Below are 25,722 nucleotides of genomic sequence, written 5' to 3' on the forward strand. Positions count from 1 at the left end.
ACCGTTCGGTTCCTTCCCGGGTTCCTACCGTCGTGCTGGACAGCCAAGCACAAGGAGGCGGCATGCGGATCGGGATCTTCGGCACGGGCGCGATGGCGGACGCGCTCGGCACCCAGTGGTCGAGGGCGGGCCACGAGCTGAGGGTGGCAGGCCGCCGGACCGGAGGGTGGCGCGAGGTGGCCGAGTTCGCCGAGGTAGTCCTGTTGGCCATCCCGGCGGCGGCGATCGGCGAGGTCCTCGCTCAGTCGGGGCCGCTGCCGGGGAAGGTACTGGTGGACTGCACCAACGACCCGGCATTGACCGGCACACCGGTGGCCTCGCGGATCGAGACGGAAGCGCACGTGGTGAAGGCGTTCAACTTGGCACACGTGGACGTGTGGCGGATGACACCGCCGGTGTTCGCGGGTCGGCGGTTGTCGGTCCCGTTGTGCGGCAACGACCCGGCGGCGCTGGAAGCGGTGAGCACGCTGGTCCGCGACATCGGCGCCAAGCCGGTGATCGCGGGAGGGTTGAATCGGGCGGCGCTGCTGGAAGCGACGGCGGCTTTCGTGATCGGGCTGTGGTTCGCGGGCGAGGACGCCCAGGCGATCCTGACGCCCGCGAACTGAGTGGTCAGAGGCCGTATTCGATGGCCGTGGCATCGGTTCCGTACTCGACCGGAGTCGGAGCCAGCAACGCGTACTCCACCATCGATGCCGCCGACGCCGCCGGTGCCAAGCCCACCACCACCGCTGCCGCGACGAAGATCCCAGCCAGCAAACGCTTCATGGTCCCTCCCAGGTCCGGAGCCCTCCACGCTACCGCCGAAACCTCGCCGACCAGCGAAGATTGCGCCGTTCAGCCCACAGCGGCGACATTCCCCGACGCCAGATCCGCCGCTCGGGCTCGCAACGGCCCGCCACCGCGCGGAACCAACGTCACCTCACCCGAAGCCAAATCCGTCACCAGCGTGCTCAGCGTCATCAGCTCGTCGCCATCGGATGCGTTGCGGTGGACCGCCGACGTCAAGGCCGAGACCAACCACTTCGCGTCCGGGGCCACCGGAGCCAGGTGCGCACACACCTCAGCGCGCGCCAAGCTCTCCTCCGAAGCCGTATCCAGCGAAGGCGGCAGCAGCCGAAAATGGTTGGTATGCCAGGAATATCCACTGACCACAGTAGACACAGAAGTCTCGTGACCCGCCTTCTCGACCACCGTCACCCCCGGTGCGCCGACCTGGCCCATCGTGTAAGCGAACCCGCCGGCCGAAGCGTGCGACCGCAGCACGGAAACCGCTTCCGCCACCGACGTCGCACGCTGTGCCGTCCGCGCCACAAAATGGCGGCCCGCGCACGGTGATGGCGAAACCACGCTCACGCTGTCGATCCCCCACACCAGCCCGTGCGTGGTCACCGTGAACGTGTTCGACGGCAGGAACCCCGGGTACCACCACACGCACACGCCCGGCTCGCCGTCGATCAGCAGCGTCAGCAGGCGGCCGATGCCGTCGAAAACCGGGGCGCCGTCTTCGTTGTGGCCCAGCAAAGACGGCGCCCACGCCAAGTCCGTACAGCCCGTCCCGTCGCCCGCGCCCAAGTCTCCGCGCAAGTTGGCCAGCAGCAAGTCGTCGAAGGGCACCCCTGCGCCCGCCGCCAGCGCCGTCAGCTCGGCGTACGCGTCCGGGTGCTCGACCTGGGATGCCGACTCGATCGCGCGGAACAGGACCGGCGACCGCCTGGCCCGCGACGCCACCGGCCATGACGACAGCCCGTCCAACACCGTCCGGATGTCGGCCGCCGCGTGTGCTCCCAGCGCGTGGAAAGCGGCTTCCCGGGGACCTCGGACGATCGTCCAGCGCACGTCGCCGATCCGGTGCTCCCGCACTGTCGCCACCATGGGATCACGATGACTGACCAGTCAGGAATCCGCAACGGCTAGTGCGCGCCCACCTCGGTCACCCGGACCACCGCGACGCCGGCCTCGTCGGACGCCGCCAGGTCGACCTCCGCGCTGATGCCCCAGTCGTGGTCGCCCGCCGGGTCGTCGAAGATCTGGCGGACCTTCCAGACGTCCGGCTGCTGCTCGATCATCAGCAGCTTCGGACCGCGCGCGTCCGGGCCGGTGCCCAGCTCGTCGTACTCCTCGAAGTAGTCCTCGATCGCGTCCTGCCACGCCTCGGCGTCCCAGCCGGACGCCGCGTCCAGCTCGCCCAGCACCGACCACGCCCGCCGCGCGAACAGCTCCACCCGGCGGAACAGCTCGTTGCGCACCAGGACGCGGAACGCGCGCTCGTTGCGCGTGACGGCCGGGGGCGCCGACGGCGGCCGGTGCGAGACCGGGCCCTCTTCCGCGGGGTGCCGCAGCGCTTCCCACTCGTCCAAGAGGCTCGAGTCGACCTGCCGGACGAGTTCGCCGAGCCACTCGATGAGGTCCTGCAGCAGCTCGGTCTTCGCCTCGTCGGGCACCGTGTGGCGCAGTGCGTCGTAGACGTCGGCGAGGTAGCGCAGCACCAGGCCTTCCGACCGCGCGAGCTGGTAGAACCCGATGTACTCGACGAAGTTCATCGCGCGCTCGTACATGTCGCGCACCACGGACTTCGGCGACAGCTCGTAGTCGGCGACCCACGGGTGACCCTGCCGGTAGCTGTGGAAAGCGCCCTGCAGCAGCTCTTCGAGTGGCTTCGGGTACGTGACGTTCTCGAGCAGCTCCATCCGCTCGTCGTACTCGAGGCCTTCGGCCTTCATCGCGTTCACTGCCTCGCCGCGCGCCTTGAACTGCTGCTGCGACAGCACCGGACGCGGATTGTCCACAGTGGATTCCACAGTGGACACGACGTCGAGCGGGTAGCTCGGTGAGTCCAATTCGAACAGTTCGATCGCGGCCAGCGCGAACGGCGAAAGCGGCTGGTTGAGCGCGAAGTCGAACTGCAGGTCGACGGTGAGCCGGATGATCCGGCCCTGGTCGTCCGGTTCGGACAATCGCTCGACGACGCCGGCGGCGAGCAGCGCGCGGTAGATCGCGATGGCGCGCAGGATCAGCTTGCGCTGCGACGCGCGGTCCTCGTGGTTGTCCTCCAGGAGGTGGCGCATCGAGTCGAACGCGTTGCCCGGCCGCGAAATCACGTTCAGCAGCATCGAGTGCGTGACCTTGAAGCTCGACGTCAGCGGCTCGGGGTCGGCCGCGATGAGCCGGTCGAACGTGCTCTCGGTCCAGTTGACGAAACCCTCCGGCGCCTTCTTCCGGACGATCTTCTTTTTCTTCTTCGGGTCGTCGCCGGCCTTTTCGAGGGCCTTGGCGTTCTCGACGACGTGGTCGGGCGCCTGCACGACGACGTAGCCGTCGGTGTCGTAGCCCGCCCGCCCGGCGCGGCCGGCGATCTGGTGGAACTCGCGCGCCTTGAGGTGGCGCTGGCGGACGCCGTCGTACTTCGTCAACGCGGAGAAGACCACTGTCCTGATTGGTACGTTGATACCGACGCCGAGCGTGTCGGTCCCGCAGATCACCTTGAGCAGCCCCGACTGCGCCAAGGTCTCGACCAATCGGCGGTACTTGGGCAGCATGCCGGCGTGGTGGACGCCGATGCCGTGGCGGACCAGCCGCGACAGCGTCTTGCCGAACCCGGCGGAGAACCGGAAGTCGCCGATCAGCTCGGCGATGGACTCCTTCTCGGCCTTGGTCGTGACGTTGATGCTCATCAGCGTCTGCGCCCGCTCGATGGCCGCGGCCTGCGAGAAGTGCACGACGTAGACGGGCGCCTGACCGCCGTTGAGCAGCTCGGACATCGTCTCGTGCAGCGGCGTGAGCGCGTACCGGAAGGTCAGCGGCACCGGGCGCTGCGCCGACGTGACGACGGCGGTCGGCTTGCCGGTGCGGCGCGTGAGGTCCTTCTCGAAGAAGGACACGTCGCCCAGGGTCGCCGACATCAGGACGAACTGCGCCTTCGGCAGTTCCAGCAGCGGCACCTGCCACGCCCAGCCGCGGTCGGGCTCGGAGTAGAAGTGGAACTCGTCGGCGACGACCTGCCCGACGGGTGCCTCGGCACCGAACCGCAACGCGATGTTCGCCAGGATTTCGGCCGTGCAGCAGATGATCGGGGCGTCCGGGTTGACGCTGGAGTCACCCGTCATCATCCCGACGTTGTCGGCGCCGAAGATCTCGATGAGCTGGAAGAACTTCTCCGAGACGAGGGCCTTGATGGGCGCGGTGTAGTAGCTGCGGCGGCCCTGGGCGAGCGCGGTGAAGTGCGCGCCGACGGCGACGAGGCTCTTCCCGGAGCCGGTCGGCGTCGAGAGGATGACGTTCGATCCGGAGACGACCTCCATCACCGCCTCCTCCTGCGCCGGGTACAGCTCGATGCCCCGTTCGGCCGTCCAGGTCGTGAACGCTTCGAAGAGGGCGTCGGGGTCGGGATCCGCAGGCAGGAGGTCTGTAAGAGTCATCAGACGTCCATCGTGCCATCCGCTCGTCGCAAAGTCGGCAGGGGCGATCGCATCGCGCGTGGTAAACCCGTAGGCTTCGCGTTACCGCGCTTCGACCGGGAGATACGGTGTCGCGCGCACACGGGCGGTACACCGGAGGGCTTAGGAATGGCACAGGACATCATCCCGATCGAACTCGGGCTGCCGCAGGGCGACGTCGTCACCCTGTGGGCCCCGCGCTGGCGGGAAGACGGCGAGGAGTGGGAAGCGTTCCTCGGCGACGAGGACGACCTGTACGCCTTCCCGGACGCCGCGCACCTGGCCGCCTTCGTCCGAACGTCGGAGCGGCACGACCTGCTCGACCACCCGGCGTGGGACGCGGTGCCGTCGCTGAACGTGCCGGAGCTGATCCCGGACGAGGACCACACGTACGACCTCGTCGGCGTGCCCGAGCTCGTCGCCGAGGAGCCGGACGTCTGGCACATCGCCGAGCTGGCGGAGATCGTCGGCATCGTGCGGTCGCTCGCGGACGTCTGCGACCTCGAAGAGGTGCACGAGATCCTCGACTCGACCGAGGGCTTCTCGCTGCTGGACCAGGGCACCCTCCCGTTCACCGGGAGCGTCGGCGTCCAGGTGTGGAACGACCTGTCCGAGACGGTGTCGACGAAGTGGGACACCGTGCTGGACGCGATCGACGGCCTGGTGACGGTGCCGGACGTCGACGAGAAGGTGCTCGAGCAGACGGCCGAGGAGCTGGCGGCGTTCCACGAGGAGTCCGCCGAAGCCGAGGCCGGCGCCGAGGGTGAAGAGGACCTCGAAGCGATCTCCTCGGACGACGACTCCGATGAGGACGACGACGAAGAGGACGAGGGCCCGGTCGGCTTCTGGGCCGAGGTCGGCATCGACCCGATCAAGATCATCACGTCCGGCGCGGAGTACTACACGCTGCGCTGCTACCTGGACGACACCCCGGTGTTCCTGGGCAGCGAGGGCGAGATCGACGTGTTCACGTCGGAGAAGGCGCTGGCCCGCGCGCTGGCCGACGGCAAGGACCTGGCCGACACGGACCTCGCGGACGTGTCCACGTGGGACGAGGTCCTGGCCAAGGCGACGGCCGGCGAGCTGGAGATCGAGGTCGACCCGGAGAACACGTACGTGCTGACGGGCCTGGACGCGGACATCGCGGAGGGCCCGGAGTCGATCGACCCGACGCAGCTGGAGCTGGCGGTCGAGCTGATCACGGACGCGGCGGACTGGGCGGGCGACGACTCGGCCGAGACGGCGCTGGCGGGCAACGAGAGCCTGGGCTGGCTGGTGTCGTTCGTGCTGCGCCCGGACCCGACGCGGCTCGAGCCGTCGGCGCCGTTCGACGCGGAGCAGAGCGCTTGGCGGAAGCTCGTCGAGGGTTTCGAGAACCGCCTGACGGTCGCCTGAGTTTGCCTTTCGAAGGCCGCTTCCCCGGGGTTTGGGGAGGCGGCCTTCGTCGTGTCCGGGGGTCGCCGGATGACATGAATGAGTCATTCACGTCGTCTGGCGACATGAATGAGTCATTCACGACGTCGCTTGCGCCGGCTGGCCGCATCGGTCCACAGCCTTGGGGCGGTTGTGGACAACCGGGCCGCCGCAGGCTGCCGGCGGCCGGTTTCCGTCGGTGGCCGTCGATACGCTGGAGACGGGGGGCGCCCCCGCGGGCGGGAGCTGGCGGGGAGTCAGCGTGGCAGCCTCAGGCGGTACCCAGCGGACGGGAGCGGGGCGGGGGTCAACGTGGCGGCTCCAGGCCGCTCCCCGTTGGGCGGCCGCAGGCGGGGAGTCAACGTGGCGGCCTCAGCCACTACGCCAGCGGGCGGCCATGGAGCGACGGCCCCCGTGGGGCCGGCCGGGCGTCAGTCCTCCGAACCCGTGCTCCGCGCGGGCGGGGACGGCAAGAGCCGCCTTCCGTGGTTGGGGGAGGCGACCTTCCGTGGTTAGGGAGGCCGCCTTCCATGGTTGGGGAGGCGACCTTCCGCGGTCAGGGAGGCCGCCTTCCGCGGTCGGGGAGACGACCTTCCGCGGTCAGGGAGGCCGCCTTCCATGGTTGGGGAGGCGACCTTCCGCGGTTGGGGCGGCGACCTTCGCTGCGCCCGGGGTTCCGCCATGACATGAAAGGGTCGTTCATGTCATCTGGCGACATGAAAGGGTCGTTCATGACGTCGCCGGCCGCCTTCCTCCACAGACCGGGGCCGGTTGTGGACAGCCGGGCCGCCGCAGGCTGCCGGCGGCCGGTTTCCGTCGGTGCCCGCCGATACGCTGGAGACGGGGGGCGCCCCCGCGGGCGGGAGCGGGCGGGGGTCAGCGTGGCGGCTTCAGGCCGCTCCCCAGCGGGCGGCCGCGGGCGGGGAGTCAAAGTGGCGGCCTCAGGCTGTACCCAGCGGGCGGGAGCGGGGCGGGGGTCAACGTGGCGGCTTCAGGCCGCTCCCAGCGGGCGCCCGCAGGCGGGGAGTCAACGTGGCGGCCTCAGGCCACTACCCAGCGGGCGGCCATGGAACAACGACCCCCGCGAGTCCCAGCCGACGTCAATCCTCCGAAGCCCGCTCCGCACGAACCGGCACCACCAGCACCGCCAACGCCGGGAACACCGCCGCCACGCAGAACGCCAACGCGTACCGGCCGTCGCCGATCACCAACCCCAGCAACGGCGGCGTCAGCGACGCCGCGATGTTCTGCCCCGTGTTCTGCGTCCCCATCGCGCGGCCCGACCACGCCAGCCCCGCCAGCTCCGCCGACGCCGTGAAGCCCAGCCCGTTGTCCGCCACCGTGATCACCCCGGCCAGCGCCAACGCCAGCAACACCAGCCACAGCCAAGTCACGTCCCCCACCGCCACCAGCAGCATCACCAGGCAGCTCAGCACCGCCAGCTGGCGCATCGGCCGCAGCCGGCTGCCCACCCGGTCCGACCACCACCCCGACCCCAGCCGGCCCAGTGCGCCCAGCACCTGGACCGCCGCCAGGTACCAGCCCGCCGACAACGGGCTCCAGTGCTGCACCGCCACCAGGTACACCGGCGCGAACGCCGACACCGCGAACTGCGGCACCACCAGCAGCGCGCTCGCCCCGTGCACCCGCCACAGCGTGGCGTGCCGGTAGGGCGAAGCCCCCGCCGAGTGGGGCGTGCGAGGCGGGCGCGGCGGGTCCGTCACCAGCCACGCCACCAGCAGCGCGACGACGATCGCCAGCCCGGCCGGCAGCAGCAGCGCCGCGCGGAACCCGAAGTGCGCCGCCAGAGGCGGCAGCCCCAGCGCCGCGACCCCCACGCCGAGCGGCTGGGCCGTCTGGCGGATCCCCATCGCCACGCCGCGCTCGGACTTCGCGAACCAGCCCATCACCACGCGACCGCTCGCCGCGTTCACCGAAGCCGTACACGCACCCGCCGCCAAGAACACCCCAAAGAGCAGCCCGACCGGGTGAGTTCCCACCCCGGCGTACACCAGGAGTAACCCCGAGGCTCCCAGACCGAGGGCCATGATCAGGCGCTCTCCGTAACGGTCCGCAGCCGCGCCCCACACGATCAGGGTGAACAGGAGGCCGATGCTCGGGGCCGCGACGACCGTGCCGGCCTGCGCCAGCGACAGGCCCTGGTCGGCCTGCATGGCCGGGACCAGGAACGGGATGCCGTAGAGGAACGAGCAGCTCGCGGTCTGCGCAGCGAGGCCCAGCGCGAGGATGAGCCACCGGCGTGAACTCGCGTGCACCTGCTCACCCACATCGCCAGCGACCTGCGCCATCTTCGCCACCGTCTCACATCTTGAGAACTACTTCCTACATAGTGAACGATAGTTGGCATGGCTAAGGACCGCAAGGACCCGCGGCGGACGTCAGGCCAGCTCGGCGTACCCGGGCTTGATGACGTCGTCGATCAGCGCGAGCCGGGCGTCGAAATCGATGAACGCGGATTTCATCGCGTTGATCGTGAACCACCGGAAGTCGTCGAGACCGTACCCGAAGGTCTCGTGCAGAGTGGTGAATTCGCTGGTCATCGTGCATCCGCTCATCAGCCGGTTGTCCGTGTTCACGGTCACCCGGAAGCGCAGCCGCTTGAGCAGGGCGAGCGGGTGCTCGGCGATCGAGCGCACCGTGCCTGTTTGGACGTTCGACGTCGGGCAGATCTCCAGGGGGATGCGGCGGTCGCGGACGTACGCGGCCAACCGTCCAAGGTGGACCGTGCCGTCCGCGTCGGTCTTGACGTCCTCGACGATCCGCACGCCGTGCCCGAGCCGCTCGGCGCCGCAATGCTGAATCGCCTCCCAAATGGACGGCAACCCGAACGCCTCTCCGGCGTGAATGGTGAAATGCGCATTGTTCTGCCGCAAATACTCGAAAGCGTCGAGATTGCGGGTGGGCGGGAATCCGTCTTCGGGTCCGGCGATGTCGAAGCCGACGACGCCGGCGTCGCGGTAGCGGACCGCCAGGTTCGCGATCTCGAGGGCGCGGGCGTGCTGGCGCATCGCGCAGAGCAACGTCCCGACGCGGATGCTGCCGCCGTTCGCGGCGACCCGGCGTGCGCCCTCCGTGAACCCCGCTTGGACAGCCTCGACCACCGCATCGAGTGACAGACCGCGTTCGACGAACAACTCCGGTGCGTAGCGCACCTCGGCGTAGACGACGCCGTCGGCGGCCAGGTCCTCCACCGCTTCCGCGGCGACCCTGACCAGCGCTTCCTCCGTCTGCATCACACCGCACGTGTGCGCGAAGGTCTCGAGGTAGGAAACGAGTGAGCCGGAGTCGGCCGCCCGGCGGAACCAGGTGCCCAGCTCGGCCGGGTCGGTGGTGGGCAGGCCGGCGTAGCCGGTGGCGTCGGCGAGCTCGGCGACGGTGGCCGGGCGGAGGCCGCCGTCCAGGTGGTCGTGCAGGAGGACCTTGGGCGCGCGGCGGAGTGTCTCGCTGGTCAGAACAGGGCTTTCGTCAGGCATCCCCCAACGGTAACCTCGTTGTCATTCCCCTACATGGCCGTAAGTCCCAGGCTCGGGCTCACCCTCAGCGCCGACGATCATGCGACGAATCGGCCATCCGGGGGCAGCCTCCGCAATAGGCTCTTAACGGGGGCCATACAGACAGCAATTTTTGCAATCGATAAGCTTCGTGGCACGTCCCTCCATTTCCCCGCCGACGAAGGACACACAGCAGTGACCACTGACAACCACATTGCCGCCCCGTCCTTCGACCGGATGCGCAACATGCTGGTGCGCGCGGCCGAAGTGCGTGAGAGCGAGCAGCAGCAGATCTTCGACGCGCTCGACGACATCTACGCCCGCCTCGCGCCGGTGGACTCGCTGGGCGCGGTCCGCAAGCGGCTGTCCGAAATGCCCGACCGCACCGAGGTCGGCGTCCTGGCCGAGCGCCTCGACGAGGCGATGTCCCGCCTCGAGGCCCAGGACAACGCGATCGCCGCGCTGACCCGCGCGATCGAGGCACTCCCGGACAAGCTCGCCAAGCCCTTCGCGCAGCTCGACGGCCGTCTCGACGGCGTCGCCGCGCGCTTCGAGGGCGTCGCCGGGCGGATGGACGGGCTCGAGGACAAGCTCCAGAACATCCACCGCCGGCTCGACGAGCTGGGCGGCCACCTCGACAAGCAGGACGCGAAGCTCGACTCGCTGCCGCAGTCGGTGCACGGCCCGGTCCGCGAGCGGATCGACCAGGCCGAGTCGACGCTGCGCGAGCGCGTCGACACCGCCGACCACGAGCTGCGCGCGAAGGTCGACGAGCTGGACCGCGCCACCAAGGAGCGGATCGGCGCGAACACCGAGGCGCTCAAGACGGCGCTGACCGAGACCGGCGAGATGATCGACGCCTCGGACCGCCTGGAGAACCTGGGCAACCGGCTCGAGACGGTCACCACCCGCCTCGACGAGCTGGCCGGCCGCCTCGACAAGGTGGAAGACGGCTTCCTCTCCGGCATCGGCGACCTCGACGGCGCGCTCAAGAGCGGCCTGTCGAAGGTCGAGGACACGCTGTCCAAGCAGCCGGATTCCGACTCGGTGGACTCGCTGGTCCGCAAGAGCAACGACGAGAGCGTCCGCCGCATCGGCGGCCAGCTCGACGAGGCGATGGCGACGTTCGCGGAGCTGATGCTCGGCGGCGGCCCGACGGTCCAGCAGATCGCCCCGCCCCCGCCGGCCCCGCGCCAGCCGCGTCGCAGCTCCCGCAACGGCCGCGCCCCGAAGCCGGCCGACGCCAAGGCCAAGACGGGCGAAGGCGCGGAAGAAGCCACGGAGTAAGCACCTGTGAAGAAGGCCCCCGCCGGGATCCCGGCGGGGGCCTTCTTCATGTTCGGGCGGGAAGGCGGGCCTCCGCCCCCCGCTTTCCAGCTTACCGAGCACCACCGACAGGTTCGGGTGGCTCGGGCAGCTTCATCGGCGTCGGGTCACTCGACCGGGTGATCATCTTCGCGACGATCATCACACCTCGGCGCGGATCGCCTCCACGACGATCGGACCCGGCTCCGGAGCCGATTCGGCAACCGAAAACCCGCCCTCCAACGCCGCCAACGCCGCCGGAACCGCTTCCGGGGTGTCCGTGTGCAGCTCCAGCAGCGGCTCGCCCTCGGAGACGGCGTCACCCGGCTTGGCCAGGCACAGGATGCCCGCCGCCGCCTGGACCGGGTCCTCCTTGCGGGCCCGGCCCGCGCCCAGCCGCCAAGCCGCGACGCCCACCGCGTATGCGTCCAGCGAAGCCAGCACGCCCGAAGCCGGAGCGACCACCGTGTGCACGTGCGCGGGCGTCGGCAGCGGTGCCGACGGGTCCCCACCTTGGGCCGAGATCATCCGGCACCACGTCTCGTACGCCTCGCCGGAAGCCAGCACCGCGGCCGGGTCCGTCGAAATACCGGCCAGAGCCAGCATCTCCCGCGCCAGCGCGAGAGTCAGCTCGACCACGTCCGACGGCCCGCCGCCCTGGAGCACCGAAACCGATTCCGCGACCTCCACCGCGTTTCCGACCGCCCGCCCCAGCGGGACGTTCATGTCGGTCAGCAACGCCGTCGTCGGGACGCCGTGGTCGCGGCCGATCGACGTCAACGTCGAGGCCAGCTCACGCGCCTGGTCGAGCGACTTCATGAACGCGCCCGACCCGAACTTGACGTCCAGGACCAGCCCGGACGCCCCTTCGGCGATCTTCTTGCTCATGATCGAGCTGGCGATCAGTGGGATCGATTCCACAGTGGACGTGACGTCCCGCAGCGCGTACAGCTTCTTGTCCGCCGGCGCGAGCCCGGACGTCGCCGCGCAGACCACCGCGCCGACGTCTTCCAACTGACGAGCAATCTCCGAAGTGGACAGTGCGGCGCGCCAGCCCGGGATCGACTCCAGCTTGTCGAGCGTCCCGCCCGTGTGCCCGAGCCCGCGCCCGGACAGCTGCGGCACCGCCGCGCCGCACGCGGCCACGAGCGGCGCCAGCGGCAGCGTGATCTTGTCGCCGACCCCGCCGGTCGAGTGCTTGTCGACGGTCGGCCGCGAGACGTCCAGGGACAGCCTCTCCCCTGACGCGATCATCGCGTGCGTCCAACGGGAGATCTCCGCCGAGGTCATCCCCCGCAGGAAGATCGCCATCGCCAGCGCCGACATCTGCTCTTCGGCCACGAGACCGTGCGTGTAGGCGTCGACGACCCAGTCGATCTGCTCGTCGGAAAGCGTGCCACCGTCCCGTTTCACCCGGATGACGTCGACCGCCGCGAACCCGCTCACGGCAGGTCGTCCGGGCCGAAGGCGTCCGGCAGGACGTCCGACATCGGCAGGATCCCGCTGGGCGTGTCCACCAGGCACGAAGAACCGCCCAGCTCGAACAGGATCTGCCGGCAGCGCCCGCACGGCATCAGCAGGTCACCGGCACCGCTGCGACACGCCACCGCGACCAGACGACCGCCGCCGGACAGCCGCAGCTGCCCGGCCATCGTGCACTCCGCGCACAGCCCGAGCCCGTAGGAAGCGTTTTCGACGTTGCACCCGGTCACGACCCGGCCGTCGTCGACGATCCCGGCGACCCCGACGTGCAGGCCCGAATAAGGCGCGTACGCATGGGAAGCGGCTTCGATCGCCTGGGAACGCAGAGCGTCCCAGTCTACTGTGGACATCAGTCCTCACCTCGCCGGTACGGCTGCCCGTCGGCCTTCGGCGGCCGCAGCCGCTGCGAAGCCACCGCCAGCACGATCAGCGTCACGAAGTGCGCGGTGTACGGGATCAGGTCGGACGGCAGCGTGTCGTTCGACCAGTAGATCGCGTACAGCACGCCCGCGCCGACGACGCCGAGCCCGGCCGCGATCCACTGCTTCCGGAACAGCTGCACGACGACGATCACGCCGACCAGGATCACCGCGCCGTACAGCAGCGCGAGCACCGCTTCGCCACCGCCGGCCAGCTGCAGACCGTCCGCGTAGCCGAACAGCGCCGCACCGCCGAGCAGGCCGCCCGGCCGCCAGTTGCCGAAGATCATCGCCGCGAGACCGATGTACCCGCGGCCGTTCGTCTGGTTCTCCAGGTAGTCCGCGCCACCGCGCAGCAGCACCAGGGACGCGCCACCCATGCCGGCGAACGCGCCGGAGATGACGACGGCGACGTACTTGTGCAGGTAGACGTTGACACCCAGGGACTCGGCGGCGACCGGGTTCTCGCCGCACGAGCGCAGCCGCAGGCCGAACCGGGTCCGCCAGAGCACCCAGAAGCTCACCGGGACGAGGACGATCGCGATCATCGTCAGCGGCGCCACCTCGGTGACCAGCCCGCGCAGGATGCCGGCGACGTCGGAGATCCCGACGCGCTGCTCCTTTTCCAGGTCGCCCAGCCAGTCCGAGAGGAACGTCGCCGAGTACGTGTCGAACTTCGGCACCACCGGCGACTGCCGCGGGTTGCCGGAGATCGGCGCGAAGATCAGGTTCGCCAGGTACTTCGCGACGCCCAGGCCGAGCAGGTTGATCGCGACACCGGAGACGATGTGGTTGACGTTGAACGTCACCGTCGCCACCGCGTGCAGCAGGCCGCCCAGCGCGCCGAACGCCAGCGCGGCCAGCAGGCCCGACCACACGCCGCCGTAGTAGGAACCCCAAGCGGCGCCCCAGGTCCCGAGGATCATCATGCCCTCGAGGCCGATGTTGACCACGCCCGCGCGTTCAGCCCAGAGGCCGCCGAGCGCGCAGAGCAGGATCGGCAGCGCGAGCCGCAGCGCCGTCGACGCGGTGTTCGACGACGTCAGCGCCGAGACGCCGGTGGAGTACGACGCCGTCGAGATGACGGCGATGGCGATGACGGCCCAGATCACGCCGCGCAGCCAGCCGGGGACCCGGCCGCGGCGGCGGCGCTGGACCGGCATCGTCGAGCCGGATTCGGGAGCGACGTCGGTGATCACACCGCACCCCCTTCGCTGACCGAGGAACCCTTGCGGCCGGCGAGCGCGCGGCCCACCCTCCGTTGTTCGGCCGCGAGGTCGGCCCGGCGCACGACTTCGTACGCCACGACGACCGACAGCACGATGATGCCCTGCATGATCGTCGCGATCTCCTTGGACACGTTGATCTGCTCCAGCGACACCGCGGAGGTGTCGAGGAACGCCCACAGCAGCGCGCCGAGCGCGATGCCGCCGGGGTGGTTGCGGCCCAGCAGCGCGACCGCGATGCCGGTGAAGCCGTACATCTGGGTCGCGGTGATGCCGTAGCTGTAGTCGCGGCCGAGCAGCTCCGGCATGGCGACCAGGCCGGCCACGCCACCGGAGAGCAGCATCGCGATGAGCGTCATCTTCTTGGCGTTGACGCCACCGGCGGCCGCGGCCGTGGTGGACTCGCCGGACGCCTTCAGCTCGAAGCCGAACCGCGTGCGGTTGAGCATGAACCAGTAGGCGCCGCCGACGATCGCGGCGATGAACACGAACCCGAACAGCGTGCCCGAGCCGAGCGGGATGCCGGGGATCCGGCCCGACGGCTCGATCACGCGGGTGCCGATGTTGTTGCCGCGCTGCACGCCGAACTGGTCGGCGTTGATGAGGAACGCGATGATCCCGGCGACGATCGCGTTGAGCATGATCGTCGAGATGACCTCGCTGACCCCGCGGGTCACCTTGAGGATCGCCGGGATCGCCGCGTAGGCCATGCCCGCCACGACCGCGACCACCAGGATCGCGAGCACGTGGACGACCGGCGGCAGCTTCATCGCGCCGCCCGCGATGGCGGCGACGACGGCGGCGAAGCGGTACTGGCCCTCGACCCCGATGTTGAAGAGGTTCATCTGGAAGCCGATGGCGACGGCCAGGCCGGACAGGTAGTACACGGTCGCCAGGTTCACGGTGTCGACCGCGGTCGAGCCCTTGAACATCTGGCCGATCATCGTGCCGTACGCCTGCAGCGGGTCGGCCCCGGAGATGATCAGCGCGATCGCCGACAGCAGCACGGCGAAGACGATCGCCAGCAGCGGCGGCAGCAGTTTCGTGCGCCAGGAAGTCACTCTTCTTCACCCTCCCCGGCGCCGGTCATCGCCGAGCCCAGTTCCTGCGGCGTCACGGTGGCGGGGTCGGCCTCGCTGACGAGCCGCCCGCGCAGCATGACGCGGATCGTGTCCGACAGGCCGATCAGCTCGTCGAGGTCGGCGGAGATGAGCAGCACCGCGAGGCCGGCCGCCCGCGCCTGGCGGATGTTCTCCCAGATCAGCGCCTGCGCGCCGACGTCGACCCCGCGCGTGGGGTGCGACGCGATGAGCAGCACCGGGTCGCCCGACAGCTCGCGCCCGACGATCAGCTTCTGCTGGTTGCCGCCCGAGAGCGCCGCGGCCGGGACGTCGATGCCGGGCGTGCGGACGTCGTAGTCGCGCACGATCCGCTCGGTGTCCGTGCGGGCGCCCGCGATGTCGAGCAACTGTCCTTTCGAGACCGGTTCGCGGGTCTGGTACCCGAGCATCCGGTTGACCCACAACGGTTGCGTGAGCAGCAGGCTGTGTCGCGTGCGGTCTTCAGCGATGTAGCCGATGCCGGCTTCGCGCCGCGCCAGCGTGCCCGCCTTGGTGATGTCCCGCGCCTTGCCGTCCGCGTCGACCAGCTCGATGGTGCCGCCGGACGGCTTGCGCATGCCCATGATCGTCTCGACGAGCTCGGTCTGGCCGTTGCCCTCGACGCCGGCGACGCCGAGCACCTCGCCCGCGTGCACGGTGAAGGAGACGTCGTCGAGCGCGTTGCGGTCCGAACCCTCGGCGCCGAGCGTGAGCCCGGTCAGCCGCAGCACGTCCCGGTCGGTGACCGTGGACTCGCGGGTCTCCGGGCTGGGCAGCTCGGAGCCGACCATCATCTCCGCGAGCTGGCGCGAGGTGATGGTCTTCGGGTCGGCGGTGCCGACGGTCGTGCCGCGCCGGATCACCGTGACGGTGTCGGCGATCGCGCGCACCTCGTCGAGCTTGTGCGAGATGAAGAGGAACGTGTAGCCGTCGGCCTTCATCTCCCGGACGGTCGCGAAGAGCGCGTCGACCTCCTGCGGCACGAGGACCGCGGTCGGCTCGTCCAGGATGATGATCTTCGCCCCGCGGTAGAGCACCTTGACGATTTCGACGCGCTGGCGGTCGGCGACGCCGAGCTCCTCCAGCAGCGTCTCCGGCTTGGCGTGCAGCCCGGTGCGCTCGGCGAGGTCGGCCAGCCGCGCGCGGGCGGCGCGGCCGATGCCGTGCAGGGCTTCGGCGCCGAGGAACACGTTCTCGCCGACCGTGAGGTTGTCGGCCAGCATGAAGTGCTGGTGCACCATGCCGATCCCGGCGCGGATGGCGTCCTGCGGGTTGCGCAGCTTCACCTCTTCGCCGTTGATCGCGATCGTGCCCTCGTCCGGCGGCTGCATGCCGTAGAGGATCTTCATCAGGGTGGACTTGCCGGCGCCGTTCTCGCCACAGATGGCGTGCACCTCGCCCGCGGCGACGGTGAGGTTGACGTCGGAGTTGGCCACCACACCCGGGAACCGTTTGGTGATCCCGGTCAGCTGGACGGCGGGCGCGCCCCGGTCGGGGACGGCCTCGGCCGGGGCCTCGGCAGTGCTCATGGGCGGGAGGATTCCATATCTCTGGAACGCGTGAGGGGCCCGGAGGGAAAATCCCTCCGAGCCCCGACGCGCAATGAGTTACTTCTGCGGCTTGTCCGAAACGGTGATCGCGCCCGAGATGATCTGGGCCTTGTACCCGTCGAGGACGTCCTTGATGTCGTCGACCTTGCCGCCGGAGGTGGCGTAGCCGACGCCGTCGACCTTGAGGTCGAACCGCTTCGGCAGGGTCGTCAGGTCACCCTTGGCGACGGCCTGGATGTAGTCGAACACCGCGACGTCGACCCGCTTGAGCATGGACGTGATGATGACGTCCTTGTCGGCCTCGACGGTCTTCTGGTTGTACTGGTCGGAGTCGACACCGATGGCCAGCGCGTTCTTCGCCTTCGCCGCGTCGAACACGCCCTTACCGGAGGCGCCGGCGGCGTGGTAGATGACGTCCGCGCCCTTGTCGATCTCGGCCGCGGCCTTCGCGTTGCCCTTCGGCGGGTCCTGGAACCCGGAGAAGTCGCCGGCCGGGGTCAGGTACTCGTCCTCGATCTTGATCTTGGACGAAACCGTCTTCGCGCCCTGCAGGAAGCCGGCCTCGAACTTCTGGATCAGCGGGGTGTTGACACCGCCGACGAAGCCGATGTGGCAGTTCTTGCTCTTGTACGCGGCGGCGACGCCGGCCAGGAACGAGCCCTGCTCCTCGGCGAACACCAGCGGCGTGACGTTCGGCAGCGTGATCGAGTCGTCGTCGACGATCGCGAACTTGGTGTTCGGGTACTTGGCGGCGACGGCCTTGACCGAGTCCGCGTAGGCGAACCCGACCGCGACGATCGGGTTCAGGCCCGAGGAGGCCATCTGGTCGAGGCGCTGCTGCTTGGCCGACTCGGCCTCGCTGGCGCTGGCGGTGCTCTCGTTGACCGTCGTGACGCCGAGCTCGCTCTTCGCCTTGTCGGTGCCCGCGGCGGCGGCGTCGTTGAACGACGCGTCACCCCGGCCGCCGACGTCGAAGGCCAGGCCGATCTTCAGCTTGCTGCCGTCGACCTTGCCACCGGCGGCGGCCGTGCTGCTCGACGCGGCGGGCGCCGCGGGCGGCTTCTGCGCGGTGACGCAGTCCGAGCCGCCGGCCGACGAAGCCGCGGTGTTGTTCGAGCTGTTCCCACCGCCGGAGTCCTTGGCGCACCCGGCCAGGACGAGCACCCCGGCCATGGCCGCGGCGGCCAGCGCGGTTCCACGCATGCGACGCAACGTGTTTCTCCCTCCCCGCTGATCCAGCGGACGATCAGGGCACGACCCGGCCCACTGCCGGGTCGACCGCCAGACCGTACCCGCCGGACAGGAATGCGCCATAGGAAAGGCACGCTACGTAACACAAACGTTTACTCAGCAGTCTTGCGCGCGACGAACTGGACACCGAACGTGATCATCGAGCCTCGTTCGGCGCTACTTTCGTCGGGTGACCGCGCTCTGGGACGGCTTAAATGCCGTTTTGTGTCACTCAGTGTGCCGGGCTGACCGAAGGTTGGGCCAGCCCGATCACTCTGTGAGACAGCGGTCGTGAGTGAGAAACAGTGTTCTAACCCTGTTCCTCACTCACGACCGGCTCAGGCGCAGGTGAGCCGGGCGGCGGCCCAGTCGCTGCGGTCGTAGGAGTTGCCGTCGCCGCCGTCGGTGACGACCAGCCGCAGGTACTGGGCGCCGTGCAGGTCGGCGTTCAGGGGCAGCGCGGGGTCCTGCCAGGTCCGGACGCCCGTCGCCGCTACCCGGGAGCCGTCCGCGTACACCTCGAACGTCGCCGAGCCCTGCTTGTTCGTCGCCTCGCGCTCGTCGTCGACGCCGACGTCCGCGGTGAAGGCCGTGCAGCGACCGCCCACGTAGAAGACGACCTCGCTGGGCGCGTGTGCGCCGACCCCCTTCGGGTAGACCACGCCGTTGATCGTCAGCGGTTTGCCGTCGCCTGCCGGGATGCTGCCGTTGGACATGTCGCGCTCGACCAGGCCGTAGCCGTTCTTCTCGGTAGCCCAGCGCAGATCGCTCGCCCAGGCAGCCGAGGTCGGCGGCGCGGCCGGTACGGTCAGCTGCTGCTCCCCGGCCCACGTGACCTGCCCGAATCCGAGCGTGCGATAGCTGACGCCGCCTTTCAGGACCGCCGTCGTGCCTTCGGTGCCGGACGGCGGGGTCACCCGCCAGCGCCCGGCCGCGGTGTCGCCGGTGCCGAGCACGAACTCCCGGGGCCGCGCCAGCTGCTCGACCCGCCAGCCGGCGGGCGCGGTGAGCGTGACGCGCGGGTCGAACACCGGGACGCGGGCCTCGTCGGTCGCGGACACCGTCACCTCGAACGGTTTCCCGGCGGGCGTGATCTCGCCCGGCACGCCGGGGACGGGCGCGGCCAGCTCGACACCGGTGCTGACCAGGGGCTCGGCGCGCAGCCACGCGCCACCCGCGTGGACGCGGTAGACCACCGTCGCGTGCGGCGGCACGACCGCGGAGAGCCGGCCGGCGGTCTGCAGGTCGCGGTGGGCCCACAGGTCGCGCGCGGTGTAGCCGGCGGCCTGCGGGAGGCCGACGGCGGCCGCGGTGGTGCCGATCGCGGCGTTCGAGGTCGTCTCGTTGAAGAGGGCGACCGCGACGTCGCCGTTCGCGAGGGGCTTGGCGAAGACCCAGTGACCGTCCTGGTTGGACACCACCCGCGCCTGGATCCCGCGCCGGTCCTGGTCAAGCGCGATGACCTCGGTGTTGCGCAGGACGTCGAAGTTCGCGGGCGAGATCTTGCGCAGGTCGGCGCCGATGAGCAGCGGCGCGGCCATCATCGCCCACAACGAGAAGTGCGACTTGTACTCGTCCGTCGTCATGCCGCCGTTGCCGACTTCGAGCATGTCGGGATCGTTCCAGTGCCCGGGCCCCGCATACGGCGCGAGCGGCGCGTTCGCCTTGAGGATCTGGACGACCTTCGCCCAGTTGTCCTTGATGTCGCCGGTGGTCCGCCACAGGTGGCCGACGTCCGCGCCCCACTCCCACGGCTTGTTCTCGCCCCACTCGCACAGCGAGTACACGATCGGGCGACCGGTCTCCTTCAGCGCGTCCCGCATCTTCGTGTACCGCTCGAGCGCGGGACGGCCCTGGTTGTTGCAGTTGTCGTACTTGAGGTAGTCGACGCCCCAGTCCGCGAACGTCCGCGCGTCGGCGTCCTCGTGGTCCAGCGCGCCCGGCTGGGTCTTCGCGCAGGTCAGCGTGCCCGCGCTGGTGTAGATGCCGAACTTGAGGCCCTTCGCGTGGACGTAGTCGGCCAGCGCCTTGATCCCGCTGGGGAAGCGCGCCTTGTTCGCCTGCATGCGGCCCTCGGCGTCCCGCGTCGGCTCCGCCCAGCAGTCGTCGACGTTCACGTACTGGTAACCGGCGGCCTTGAGTCCTTTGTCGACGAAGAGGTCGGCGGTGTCGCGGATGAGCTGCTCGTCGACGGCGCAGCCCGTCGTGTTCCAGTTGTTGAAGCCCATCGGCGGAGTCAGGGCCAGTCCGTCCGGCAGCGCTTGTGCGGGGGTGACCGCCACCACGGGCAGCAGTACCGCGACGGCGATCACCAAGCCGAGTCGTCTCACCAGAACGTCACCCCATCGTGAAAGGTCCGATGTCTATGCGAGCGACAGTAGGAATATCGCCGGAACCGGTCAACCAGTGACGGAGTTCGCCAGCCTTTTGGCGTAATGCATCAGATATCAGACTTCAAAGACGTCTGACCTCAAGGGTTTCCGATGATCGGGACCACCTCGGCGCCGAGTGCGCTGCGCCACACCACCGGGTGGCGGTGCCCCGGTACCGGTGTCTGGTCCATCACAGACAGGAACCCGGAGGTGAGCCGGGTGCCGGGTGCGGGTCTAGCATCCGATTCATCCAGGCTCGATGACGTTGATCTCGGCACTGCCGCCGCTTCCGGCGACTGCGGACCTCACGGCCACCGGGCACATAGTCAGACGTTGGAGGCCGTTCACCGATGTCCACCACGGCGAGCACTGCCAGCGAGGCAGGCGCGAGCGATCGGGCGGGTGCCTCACGCCGGCAGGGGACCTTCTACCGGGGCGACCCCGGCATGTGGTCCTGGGTGCTGCACCGCATCACCGGCGTGCTCACATTCTTCTTCCTGTTCGTGCACGTGCTCGACACCGCGCTGGTGCGCGTGTCGCCGAACACGTACGACCAGGTCATCGAGACCTACAAGACGCCGATCGTGAACCTCCTGGAGGTCGGCCTGGTCGGCGCGGTCCTCTTCCACGCGCTCAACGGCATCCGCGTCATGCTGGTCGACTTCTGGTCGAAGGGCCCGAAGCTGCAGAAGGCGATGCTGTGGGTCATCGGCGTGGTCTGGGTCGTCGTGATGGTCCCCGGTGCGTTCTTCATGCTGAAGCGCACCGCCGAAACGCTCTTCGGGGGTAACTGACATGGCCGACCTCGCCCTCGCGAACCCCCGCGCGCCGAAGCGTCCCGCCGCCCGCCGCAGCAACTTCGAGCTCTACAGCTGGCTGTTCATGCGGATCTCCGGCCTCGCGCTGATCATCCTGGTGCTCGGCCACCTGCTGATCATGAACATCCTCGACGGCGGTGTGCACCGGATCAACTGGGGCTTCGTCGCCGGCCGCTGGGCCTCGCCGTTCTGGCAGTTCTGGGACCTGGCCATGCTGTGGCTCGCCGAGATCCACGGCGGCAACGGCCTGCGCACCATCATCGACGACTACGCGCGCAAGGACAGCACGCGGTTCTGGCTGAAGATCCTGCTCTACGTCTCGATGGTGCTGATCCTGGCCGTCGGCACGATGGTGATCTTCACCTTCGACCCGAACATGCCCGCGAACTGACCACCGGAGACCCCCCACCATGCAGTTCCACAAGTACGACGTGGTGATCGTCGGCGCCGGCGGCGCCGGGATGCGCGCGGCCATCGAGTCCGGCCAGCGCGCCCGCACCGCGGTCCTCACCAAGCTCTACCCGACCCGGTCCCACACCGGCGCGGCCCAGGGCGGCATGTGCGCCGCACTGGCGAACGTCGAAGAGGACAACTGGGAGTGGCACACCTTCGACACGGTCAAGGGCGGCGACTACCTCGTCGACCAGGACGCCGCGGAGATCATGGCCAAGGAGGCCATCGACGCGGTGCTCGACCTGGAGAAGATGGGCCTGCCGTTCAACCGGACGCCCGAAGGCAAGATCGACCAGCGCCGCTTCGGCGGGCACACGCGTGACCACGGCAAGGCCGCGGTCCGCCGCGCCTGCTACGCCGCGGACCGCACCGGCCACATGATCCTGCAGACGCTGTACCAGAACTGCGTCAAGTACGGCACGGAGTTCTTCAACGAGTTCTACGTGCTCGACCTCGTCCTGTCGGAGGACGAGAGCGGCAACCCGGTCGCCTCCGGTGTCGTCGCCTACGAGCTGGCCACCGGCGAGCTGCACGTCTTCCAGGCGAAGTCGATCGTGTTCGCCACCGGCGGCGCGGGCAAGATCTTCAAGACGACGTCGAACGCCCACACCCTCACCGGTGACGGCCTCGGCATCATCTTCCGCAAGGGCCTCCCGCTGGAGGACATGGAGTTCTTCCAGTTCCACCCGACCGGCCTCGCGGGCCTGGGCATCCTGATTTCCGAAGCCGTCCGCGGCGAGGGCGGGATCCTCCGCAACGCCGACGGCGAGCGGTTCATGGAGCGCTACGCCCCCACCATCAAGGACCTCGCGCCCCGCGACATCGTGGCGCGCTCGATGGTGCAGGAAGTGCTGCAGGGCCGGGGTTGCGGCCCGAACAAGGACTACGTCGTACTCGACGTCACGCACCTGCCGGTCGAGGTCCTCGAGACCAAGCTGCCGGACATCACCGAGTTCTCGCGCACCTACCTGGGCGTCGACCCGGTGAAGGAGCCGGTGCCGGTGTTCCCGACCTGCCACTACGTGATGGGCGGCATCCCGACCAACATCCACGGCGAAGCGCTGCGGGACAACGAGAACGTCATCCCGGGTCTGTACGCCGCGGGCGAGGTCGCGTGCGTGTCCGTGCACGGTTCCAATCGTCTGGGCACGAACTCCCTGCTGGACATCAACGTGTTCGGCCGCCGCGCCGGCATCGCGGCCGCGGAGTACGCGATGGCGCACGAGCACGTCGAGCTGCCCGCGGATCCGACCAAGCTGGTGGAAGACCAGCTCGCGGGCCTGCTGTCGGAGCACGGCGACGAGCGCGTCGCCGACATCCGCAAGGAAATGCAGCAGACGATGGACTCGCACGCGTCGGTGTACCGCACCGAGGACACGCTGAAGCAGGCGCTGACCGACGTCCAGGCGCTGAAGGCGCGGTACCAGCGGATCACGGTGGCGGACAAGGGCAAGCGGTACAACACCGACCTGCTGGAAGCCGTCGAGCTGGGCTTCCTGCTGGAGCTGGCCGAGGTCCTGGTGGTGGGAGCGCTGGCGCGCAAGGAGTCCCGCGGCGGCCACGCCCGCGAGGACTACCCGAACCGCGACGACACGAACTTCATGCGCCACACCATGGCCTACAAGCAGGGCGCCGGGCTGGCGTCCGACATCCGGCTGGACTACAAGCCGGTCACCTTCACCCGCTACGAGCCGATGGAGCGGAAGTACTGATGACTACGGCTACTGCTGATTCGGCCACCGCCGCGTCCGACGAGCACACCCCGATCACGGTGACGCTGAAGATCCTCCGGTTCAACCCGGAGGTGGATTCGGAGCCGCACTGGGAGTCCTACGACGTCCCGGCGCAGCGCACCGACCGCCTGCTGAACCTGCTGTTCTACGTGAAGGACTACATCGACGGAACGTTCTCGTTCCGCCGCTCGTGCGCGCACGGCGTGTGCGGGTCCGACGCGATGCAGATCAACGGCATCAACCGCCTGGCGTGCAAGGTCCTGATGAAGGACCTCCTCGCAAAGGACGGCAAGCAGACGACGATCACGATCGCCCCGATCAAGGGCCTGACGACGTTGAAGGACCTGTACGTCGACATGGACCCGTTCTTCGAGGCGTACCGCGCGATCAAGCCGTACTTGATCACTTACGGCAACGAGCCGACGCGCGAGCGCATCCAGTCCCAGGCGGACCGGGACCGGTTCGACGACACGACGAAGTGCATTCTCTGCGCGTGCTGCACGTCGTCGTGCCCGGTGTACTGGAACGACGGGTCGTACTTCGGCCCGGCGGCAATCGTGAACGCCCACCGGTTCATCTTCGACTCCCGTGACGAGGGAGCGGAGGAGCGGCTGGACATCCTCAACGATGGTGAGGGTGTGTGGCGCTGCCGCACGACGTTCAACTGCACGGACGCGTGCCCGCGAGGGATCCAGGTGACAAAGGCGATCCAGGAAGTGAAGCGAGCGCTACTGTTCAAGCGCGTCTGAGTAAGAAACAGGCAGCCGGCAACGCAAGAAGACCACGAGGTCACCAGACCTCCCCCGCCCCTCATCCCAGCCGCACTTAAGTCGACGCTCGGGTTTGTCAAGGCACGCTTTCCCGCCTTGACAAACCCGAGCGTCGACGGAAAATCCGAAAGGAGGGGCGGGGGAGGTCGGACCCGCGAAAGCCGCGGAAGAAGTCTTTTTCTGCCGCGGCAGAGGTCTTTCCGCCGCGGAAGCGGGTTTTTTCTTCTGCCGCGGCGAAAAGCCAAAGCATGTCCTCGCCGGACGGGCAGGCTCTGGGATGGCCACCCGACCCGCTGCCGTCTCCCGATGGGGAGGTGGGCCGCTGGGTGGTCATCCCGTCGCCTGAACGAGGCCTATCACTTTGAGCCGGGCCCGCAAGCTTTCGTTGTTCTCGCACCCTGGGCAGTCAGTTGCGGGCCCGGCTCAAAGTGATTTGACGGCCTCAGGCGACGGGATGACCACCCAGCTCCTCTATTGGTGTTGCGTCAGCGCACCGCGTCCAGCGCGTTGACCAGGCCGTGGCCGTAGTACGAGTTGTTCTTCGCCGGCCCGGTGCACTCCGTCTCCGTTGACGCGCACTTCACCGGGTCCGCTTCGCCCGTCAGGACCTTCGCCAGCAGCTGCGGCGGCAGGCCACGGAAGCGCGAAGCCAGCAGCGCCGCCACCCCCGCCGCGTGCGGCGATGCCATCGACGTTCCGCACTTGGAGCCGTACAACCCGCCGAACACCGTGGTCGACAGCGGGCACGACGGTCCTTCACCGGACGGCGGCAGCTGTGAGAAGTCGCCACCCGGGGCCGTCACGTCGATCTCTCCGTAGTTGCTGAACGACGACTTCGTGCCCGCGTAGCCCACCGACGACACCGTCACCACGCCGTCGATCGCCTTCGGGAGGATGCCGCACGACTTGTCCACCGGGTGCGGCCGGTTCGGGTCCGTTGTCTGCGTTGTCGTGTCGAAGCCCGAGTTGCCCGCCGCCGATACGTTCAAGACCCCGTGGCGCGTTGAGAACTCGATCGCGCGGCGGACCGCCTCGTACGCCGCCGCGTCGCCTGGCTCCTTCGAGCAGAAGAACATGCCCGGGTCGATGTAGTAGCTGTTGTTCGTCACCTGGAAGCCGTGCTTGGCCGCCCACACGAAGCCGCACACCGCCGACTCCGGGAAGATGTAGCCGTCGTCGTTCACGACCTTCACCGAGGCCAGCTTCACCCCCGGCGCGATGCCCGTGAAGCCCGCCGCCGGGTCCTTGCCCGCGATCGTGCCCGCCACGTGCGTTCCGTGGTCGGACGTCGTCGGGGCCCACGACGCCGGCGTCAGGTCCGGCGCTCCACTCACGCACCCGGCCGACGAAGAAGCCGAGACGGCCGCCTTCAGCGCCGGGTGGGTCGCGTCGATGCCCGAGTCCAGCACGCCGACCGTCACCGAACGGCTGCCCTGGTACTTCTTGTTCGCCTCGGGCGCGTGGATCGCCTTCATGTCCCACTGCTGGGCCGACAGGTCACCCGCGGCGGCCGTCGAACGCGTGTCCTCCAGGGTTTTCACCGCACCGAGCGAACGAGCCGCGGCACCGGACGAAGAGGCCACATCGCGACCACCCGAATAAGCCCGGTAGACGCCGATCTTCTGCTGGAAGTCCGCGTTGCGCGAGCTGGCGATCGCGACGCCGATCTCGCCGTAGTACGCCACCTTCGTGCCGCACTTGGCCGCCAGCTCCTTGTCGACGGCCGAGGCGCGCGTGCCCGGCTGGTACGTCACCACGTACGTGTACGGCGTGCTCGTCGTGTCGCACGTGACCGGCGCGGCCTCGGCGGCCGGGGCCGCGGCCAGCAGGCCACCCCCGACGGCCAGCACGAGCGGGGCCGCCATTCGGCGTATACGGGACATTCCACCTCCAGAGTCGGTGG

At 69.2% G+C, this 25,722-nt stretch carries 20 protein-coding genes; 7 read left to right on the forward strand and 13 right to left on the reverse strand.

The annotated features are described in order from the left end of the window. Positions 1-62: 62 nt before the first annotated feature. The gene (locus ACIQWX_RS01325; RefSeq protein ID WP_400864004.1) at positions 63-608 is read left to right on the forward strand and encodes an NADPH-dependent F420 reductase; all 546 of its coding nucleotides are present in this window, start codon (positions 63-65) and stop codon (positions 606-608) included. A gap of 4 nt (positions 609-612) precedes the next feature. Here the strand turns inward: ACIQWX_RS01325 and ACIQWX_RS01330 are convergent, their stop codons facing one another. The 3 genes from ACIQWX_RS01330 to ACIQWX_RS01340 all read right to left on the reverse strand — a co-directional run bounded on the left by ACIQWX_RS01330 (position 613) and on the right by ACIQWX_RS01340 (position 4,418). Continuing rightward, positions 613-768: a hypothetical protein gene (locus tag ACIQWX_RS01330; protein ID WP_400864006.1), complete on the reverse strand. Its 156-nt coding sequence runs from the start codon at positions 766-768 to the stop codon at positions 613-615. Between the two features lie 69 nt (positions 769-837). Next, complete coding sequence (locus ACIQWX_RS01335) at positions 838-1,875, reverse strand: C45 family autoproteolytic acyltransferase/hydolase (protein ID WP_400864009.1); 1,038 nt, start codon at positions 1,873-1,875, stop codon at positions 838-840. Positions 1,876-1,913: 38 nt separating this feature from the next. Further along, a complete protein-coding gene (locus tag ACIQWX_RS01340) occupies positions 1,914-4,418 on the reverse strand; it encodes a DEAD/DEAH box helicase (protein WP_400864011.1) in 2,505 nt (834 codons plus the stop codon). A 147-nt stretch (positions 4,419-4,565) separates the two neighbouring features. Here ACIQWX_RS01340 and ACIQWX_RS01345 point away from each other — a divergent pair, with 147 nt between their 5' ends. Beyond that, on the forward strand, positions 4,566-5,831 hold the full coding sequence (locus tag ACIQWX_RS01345; protein WP_400864013.1) for a primosomal protein: 1,266 nt from the start codon (positions 4,566-4,568) through the stop codon (positions 5,829-5,831). Positions 5,832-6,949: 1,118 nt separating this feature from the next. Here the strand turns inward: ACIQWX_RS01345 and ACIQWX_RS01350 are convergent. Together ACIQWX_RS01350 and ACIQWX_RS01355 are read right to left on the reverse strand one after the other, a co-directional pair. Then, positions 6,950-8,158, reverse strand: coding sequence for an MFS transporter (locus ACIQWX_RS01350; RefSeq protein ID WP_400864016.1), 1,209 nt, complete (start codon positions 8,156-8,158; stop codon positions 6,950-6,952). Positions 8,159-8,248: 90 nt separating this feature from the next. After that, positions 8,249-9,343: an adenosine deaminase gene (locus tag ACIQWX_RS01355; RefSeq protein ID WP_400864019.1), complete on the reverse strand. Its 1,095-nt coding sequence runs from the start codon at positions 9,341-9,343 to the stop codon at positions 8,249-8,251. A gap of 213 nt (positions 9,344-9,556) precedes the next feature. On the opposite strand from ACIQWX_RS01355, the gene ACIQWX_RS01360 reads away from it, so the two are divergent. Continuing rightward, on the forward strand, positions 9,557-10,648 hold the full coding sequence (locus tag ACIQWX_RS01360) for a PA containing protein (RefSeq protein ID WP_400864022.1): 1,092 nt from the start codon (positions 9,557-9,559) through the stop codon (positions 10,646-10,648). A 180-nt stretch (positions 10,649-10,828) separates the two neighbouring features. Here ACIQWX_RS01360 and ACIQWX_RS01365 read toward each other — a convergent pair whose 3' ends face one another. The 7 genes from ACIQWX_RS01365 to ACIQWX_RS01395 form a co-directional block, all read right to left on the reverse strand. After that, the gene (locus ACIQWX_RS01365) at positions 10,829-12,112 is read right to left on the reverse strand and encodes a thymidine phosphorylase (RefSeq protein WP_400864024.1); all 1,284 of its coding nucleotides are present in this window, start codon (positions 12,110-12,112) and stop codon (positions 10,829-10,831) included. After that, entirely contained in the window at positions 12,109-12,498 is a 390-nt protein-coding gene (locus tag ACIQWX_RS01370) for a cytidine deaminase (protein ID WP_033261417.1), read from the reverse strand. The genes ACIQWX_RS01365 and ACIQWX_RS01370 overlap by 4 nt, the downstream gene beginning before the upstream one ends. After that, positions 12,498-13,730, reverse strand: coding sequence for an ABC transporter permease (locus ACIQWX_RS01375; protein WP_400869348.1), 1,233 nt, complete (start codon positions 13,728-13,730; stop codon positions 12,498-12,500). The genes ACIQWX_RS01370 and ACIQWX_RS01375 overlap by 1 nt, the downstream gene beginning before the upstream one ends. Positions 13,731-13,762: 32 nt before the next feature. Then, on the reverse strand, positions 13,763-14,854 hold the full coding sequence (locus tag ACIQWX_RS01380; protein WP_400864028.1) for an ABC transporter permease: 1,092 nt from the start codon (positions 14,852-14,854) through the stop codon (positions 13,763-13,765). After that, on the reverse strand, positions 14,851-16,422 hold the full coding sequence (locus ACIQWX_RS01385; protein ID WP_400864031.1) for an ABC transporter ATP-binding protein: 1,572 nt from the start codon (positions 16,420-16,422) through the stop codon (positions 14,851-14,853). The genes ACIQWX_RS01380 and ACIQWX_RS01385 overlap by 4 nt, the downstream gene beginning before the upstream one ends. Positions 16,423-16,500: 78 nt before the next feature. Beyond that, complete coding sequence (locus ACIQWX_RS01390; RefSeq protein ID WP_400864033.1) at positions 16,501-17,646, reverse strand: BMP family protein; 1,146 nt, start codon at positions 17,644-17,646, stop codon at positions 16,501-16,503. Positions 17,647-18,011: 365 nt separating this feature from the next. Then, positions 18,012-20,003: an NPCBM/NEW2 domain-containing protein gene (locus tag ACIQWX_RS01395; protein ID WP_400864036.1), complete on the reverse strand. Its 1,992-nt coding sequence runs from the start codon at positions 20,001-20,003 to the stop codon at positions 18,012-18,014. A 392-nt stretch (positions 20,004-20,395) separates the two neighbouring features. On the opposite strand from ACIQWX_RS01395, the gene sdhC reads away from it, so the two are divergent. From sdhC to ACIQWX_RS01415, 4 genes are read left to right on the forward strand one after another with little or no spacing between them, the layout of a single operon-like run. Further along, positions 20,396-20,839, forward strand: a complete 444-nt coding sequence (gene sdhC, locus ACIQWX_RS01400) for a succinate dehydrogenase, cytochrome b556 subunit (RefSeq protein WP_400864039.1) — start codon at positions 20,396-20,398, stop codon at positions 20,837-20,839. Between the two features lies 1 nt (position 20,840). Next, positions 20,841-21,254, forward strand: a complete 414-nt coding sequence (locus tag ACIQWX_RS01405) for a succinate dehydrogenase hydrophobic membrane anchor subunit (RefSeq protein WP_247060758.1) — start codon at positions 20,841-20,843, stop codon at positions 21,252-21,254. Between the two features lie 19 nt (positions 21,255-21,273). Continuing rightward, complete coding sequence (sdhA, locus tag ACIQWX_RS01410; RefSeq protein WP_400864042.1) at positions 21,274-23,028, forward strand: succinate dehydrogenase flavoprotein subunit; 1,755 nt, start codon at positions 21,274-21,276, stop codon at positions 23,026-23,028. Further along, positions 23,028-23,798 (forward strand): succinate dehydrogenase iron-sulfur subunit, encoded by a 771-nt coding sequence (locus tag ACIQWX_RS01415; RefSeq protein WP_400864045.1) that lies wholly within the window; start codon positions 23,028-23,030, stop codon positions 23,796-23,798. Before sdhA ends, ACIQWX_RS01415 begins: the two co-directional genes overlap by 1 nt. 506 nt (positions 23,799-24,304) lie before the next feature. Here ACIQWX_RS01415 and ACIQWX_RS01420 read toward each other — a convergent pair. Further along, positions 24,305-25,702, reverse strand: coding sequence for a S8 family peptidase (locus ACIQWX_RS01420; RefSeq protein WP_400864048.1), 1,398 nt, complete (start codon positions 25,700-25,702; stop codon positions 24,305-24,307). Between the last annotated feature and the right edge of the window lie 20 nt (positions 25,703-25,722).

This window comes from Amycolatopsis sp. NPDC098790 (assembly GCF_044759945.1).
Classification (GTDB): Bacteria; Actinomycetota; Actinomycetes; order Mycobacteriales; family Pseudonocardiaceae; genus Amycolatopsis.

What these genes read in the sequence shown, in the direction of transcription:
- ACIQWX_RS01325 (WP_400864004.1), top strand. Translation starts at nt 63, where the DNA reads ATGCGGATCGGGATCTTCGGCACGGGCGCGATGGCGGACGCGCTCGGC.
- ACIQWX_RS01330 (WP_400864006.1), bottom strand. Translation starts at nt 768, where the DNA reads ATGAAGCGTTTGCTGGCTGGGATCTTCGTCGCGGCAGCGGTGGTGGTG.
- ACIQWX_RS01335 (WP_400864009.1), bottom strand. Translation starts at nt 1,875, where the DNA reads ATGGTGGCGACAGTGCGGGAGCACCGGATCGGCGACGTGCGCTGGACG.
- ACIQWX_RS01340 (WP_400864011.1), bottom strand. Translation starts at nt 4,418, where the DNA reads ATGACTCTTACAGACCTCCTGCCTGCGGATCCCGACCCCGACGCCCTC.
- ACIQWX_RS01345 (WP_400864013.1), top strand. Translation starts at nt 4,566, where the DNA reads ATGGCACAGGACATCATCCCGATCGAACTCGGGCTGCCGCAGGGCGAC.
- ACIQWX_RS01350 (WP_400864016.1), bottom strand. Translation starts at nt 8,158, where the DNA reads ATGGCGCAGGTCGCTGGCGATGTGGGTGAGCAGGTGCACGCGAGTTCA.
- ACIQWX_RS01355 (WP_400864019.1), bottom strand. Translation starts at nt 9,343, where the DNA reads ATGCCTGACGAAAGCCCTGTTCTGACCAGCGAGACACTCCGCCGCGCG.
- ACIQWX_RS01370 (WP_033261417.1), bottom strand. Translation starts at nt 12,498, where the DNA reads ATGTCCACAGTAGACTGGGACGCTCTGCGTTCCCAGGCGATCGAAGCC.
- ACIQWX_RS01375 (WP_400869348.1), bottom strand. Translation starts at nt 13,730, where the DNA reads ATGCCGGTCCAGCGCCGCCGCCGCGGCCGGGTCCCCGGCTGGCTGCGC.
- ACIQWX_RS01385 (WP_400864031.1), bottom strand. Translation starts at nt 16,422, where the DNA reads ATGAGCACTGCCGAGGCCCCGGCCGAGGCCGTCCCCGACCGGGGCGCG.
- ACIQWX_RS01390 (WP_400864033.1), bottom strand. Translation starts at nt 17,646, where the DNA reads ATGCGTGGAACCGCGCTGGCCGCCGCGGCCATGGCCGGGGTGCTCGTC.
- sdhC (WP_400864039.1), top strand. Translation starts at nt 20,396, where the DNA reads ATGTCCACCACGGCGAGCACTGCCAGCGAGGCAGGCGCGAGCGATCGG.
- ACIQWX_RS01405 (WP_247060758.1), top strand. Translation starts at nt 20,841, where the DNA reads ATGGCCGACCTCGCCCTCGCGAACCCCCGCGCGCCGAAGCGTCCCGCC.
- sdhA (WP_400864042.1), top strand. Translation starts at nt 21,274, where the DNA reads ATGCAGTTCCACAAGTACGACGTGGTGATCGTCGGCGCCGGCGGCGCC.
- ACIQWX_RS01415 (WP_400864045.1), top strand. Translation starts at nt 23,028, where the DNA reads ATGACTACGGCTACTGCTGATTCGGCCACCGCCGCGTCCGACGAGCAC.
- ACIQWX_RS01420 (WP_400864048.1), bottom strand. Translation starts at nt 25,702, where the DNA reads ATGTCCCGTATACGCCGAATGGCGGCCCCGCTCGTGCTGGCCGTCGGG.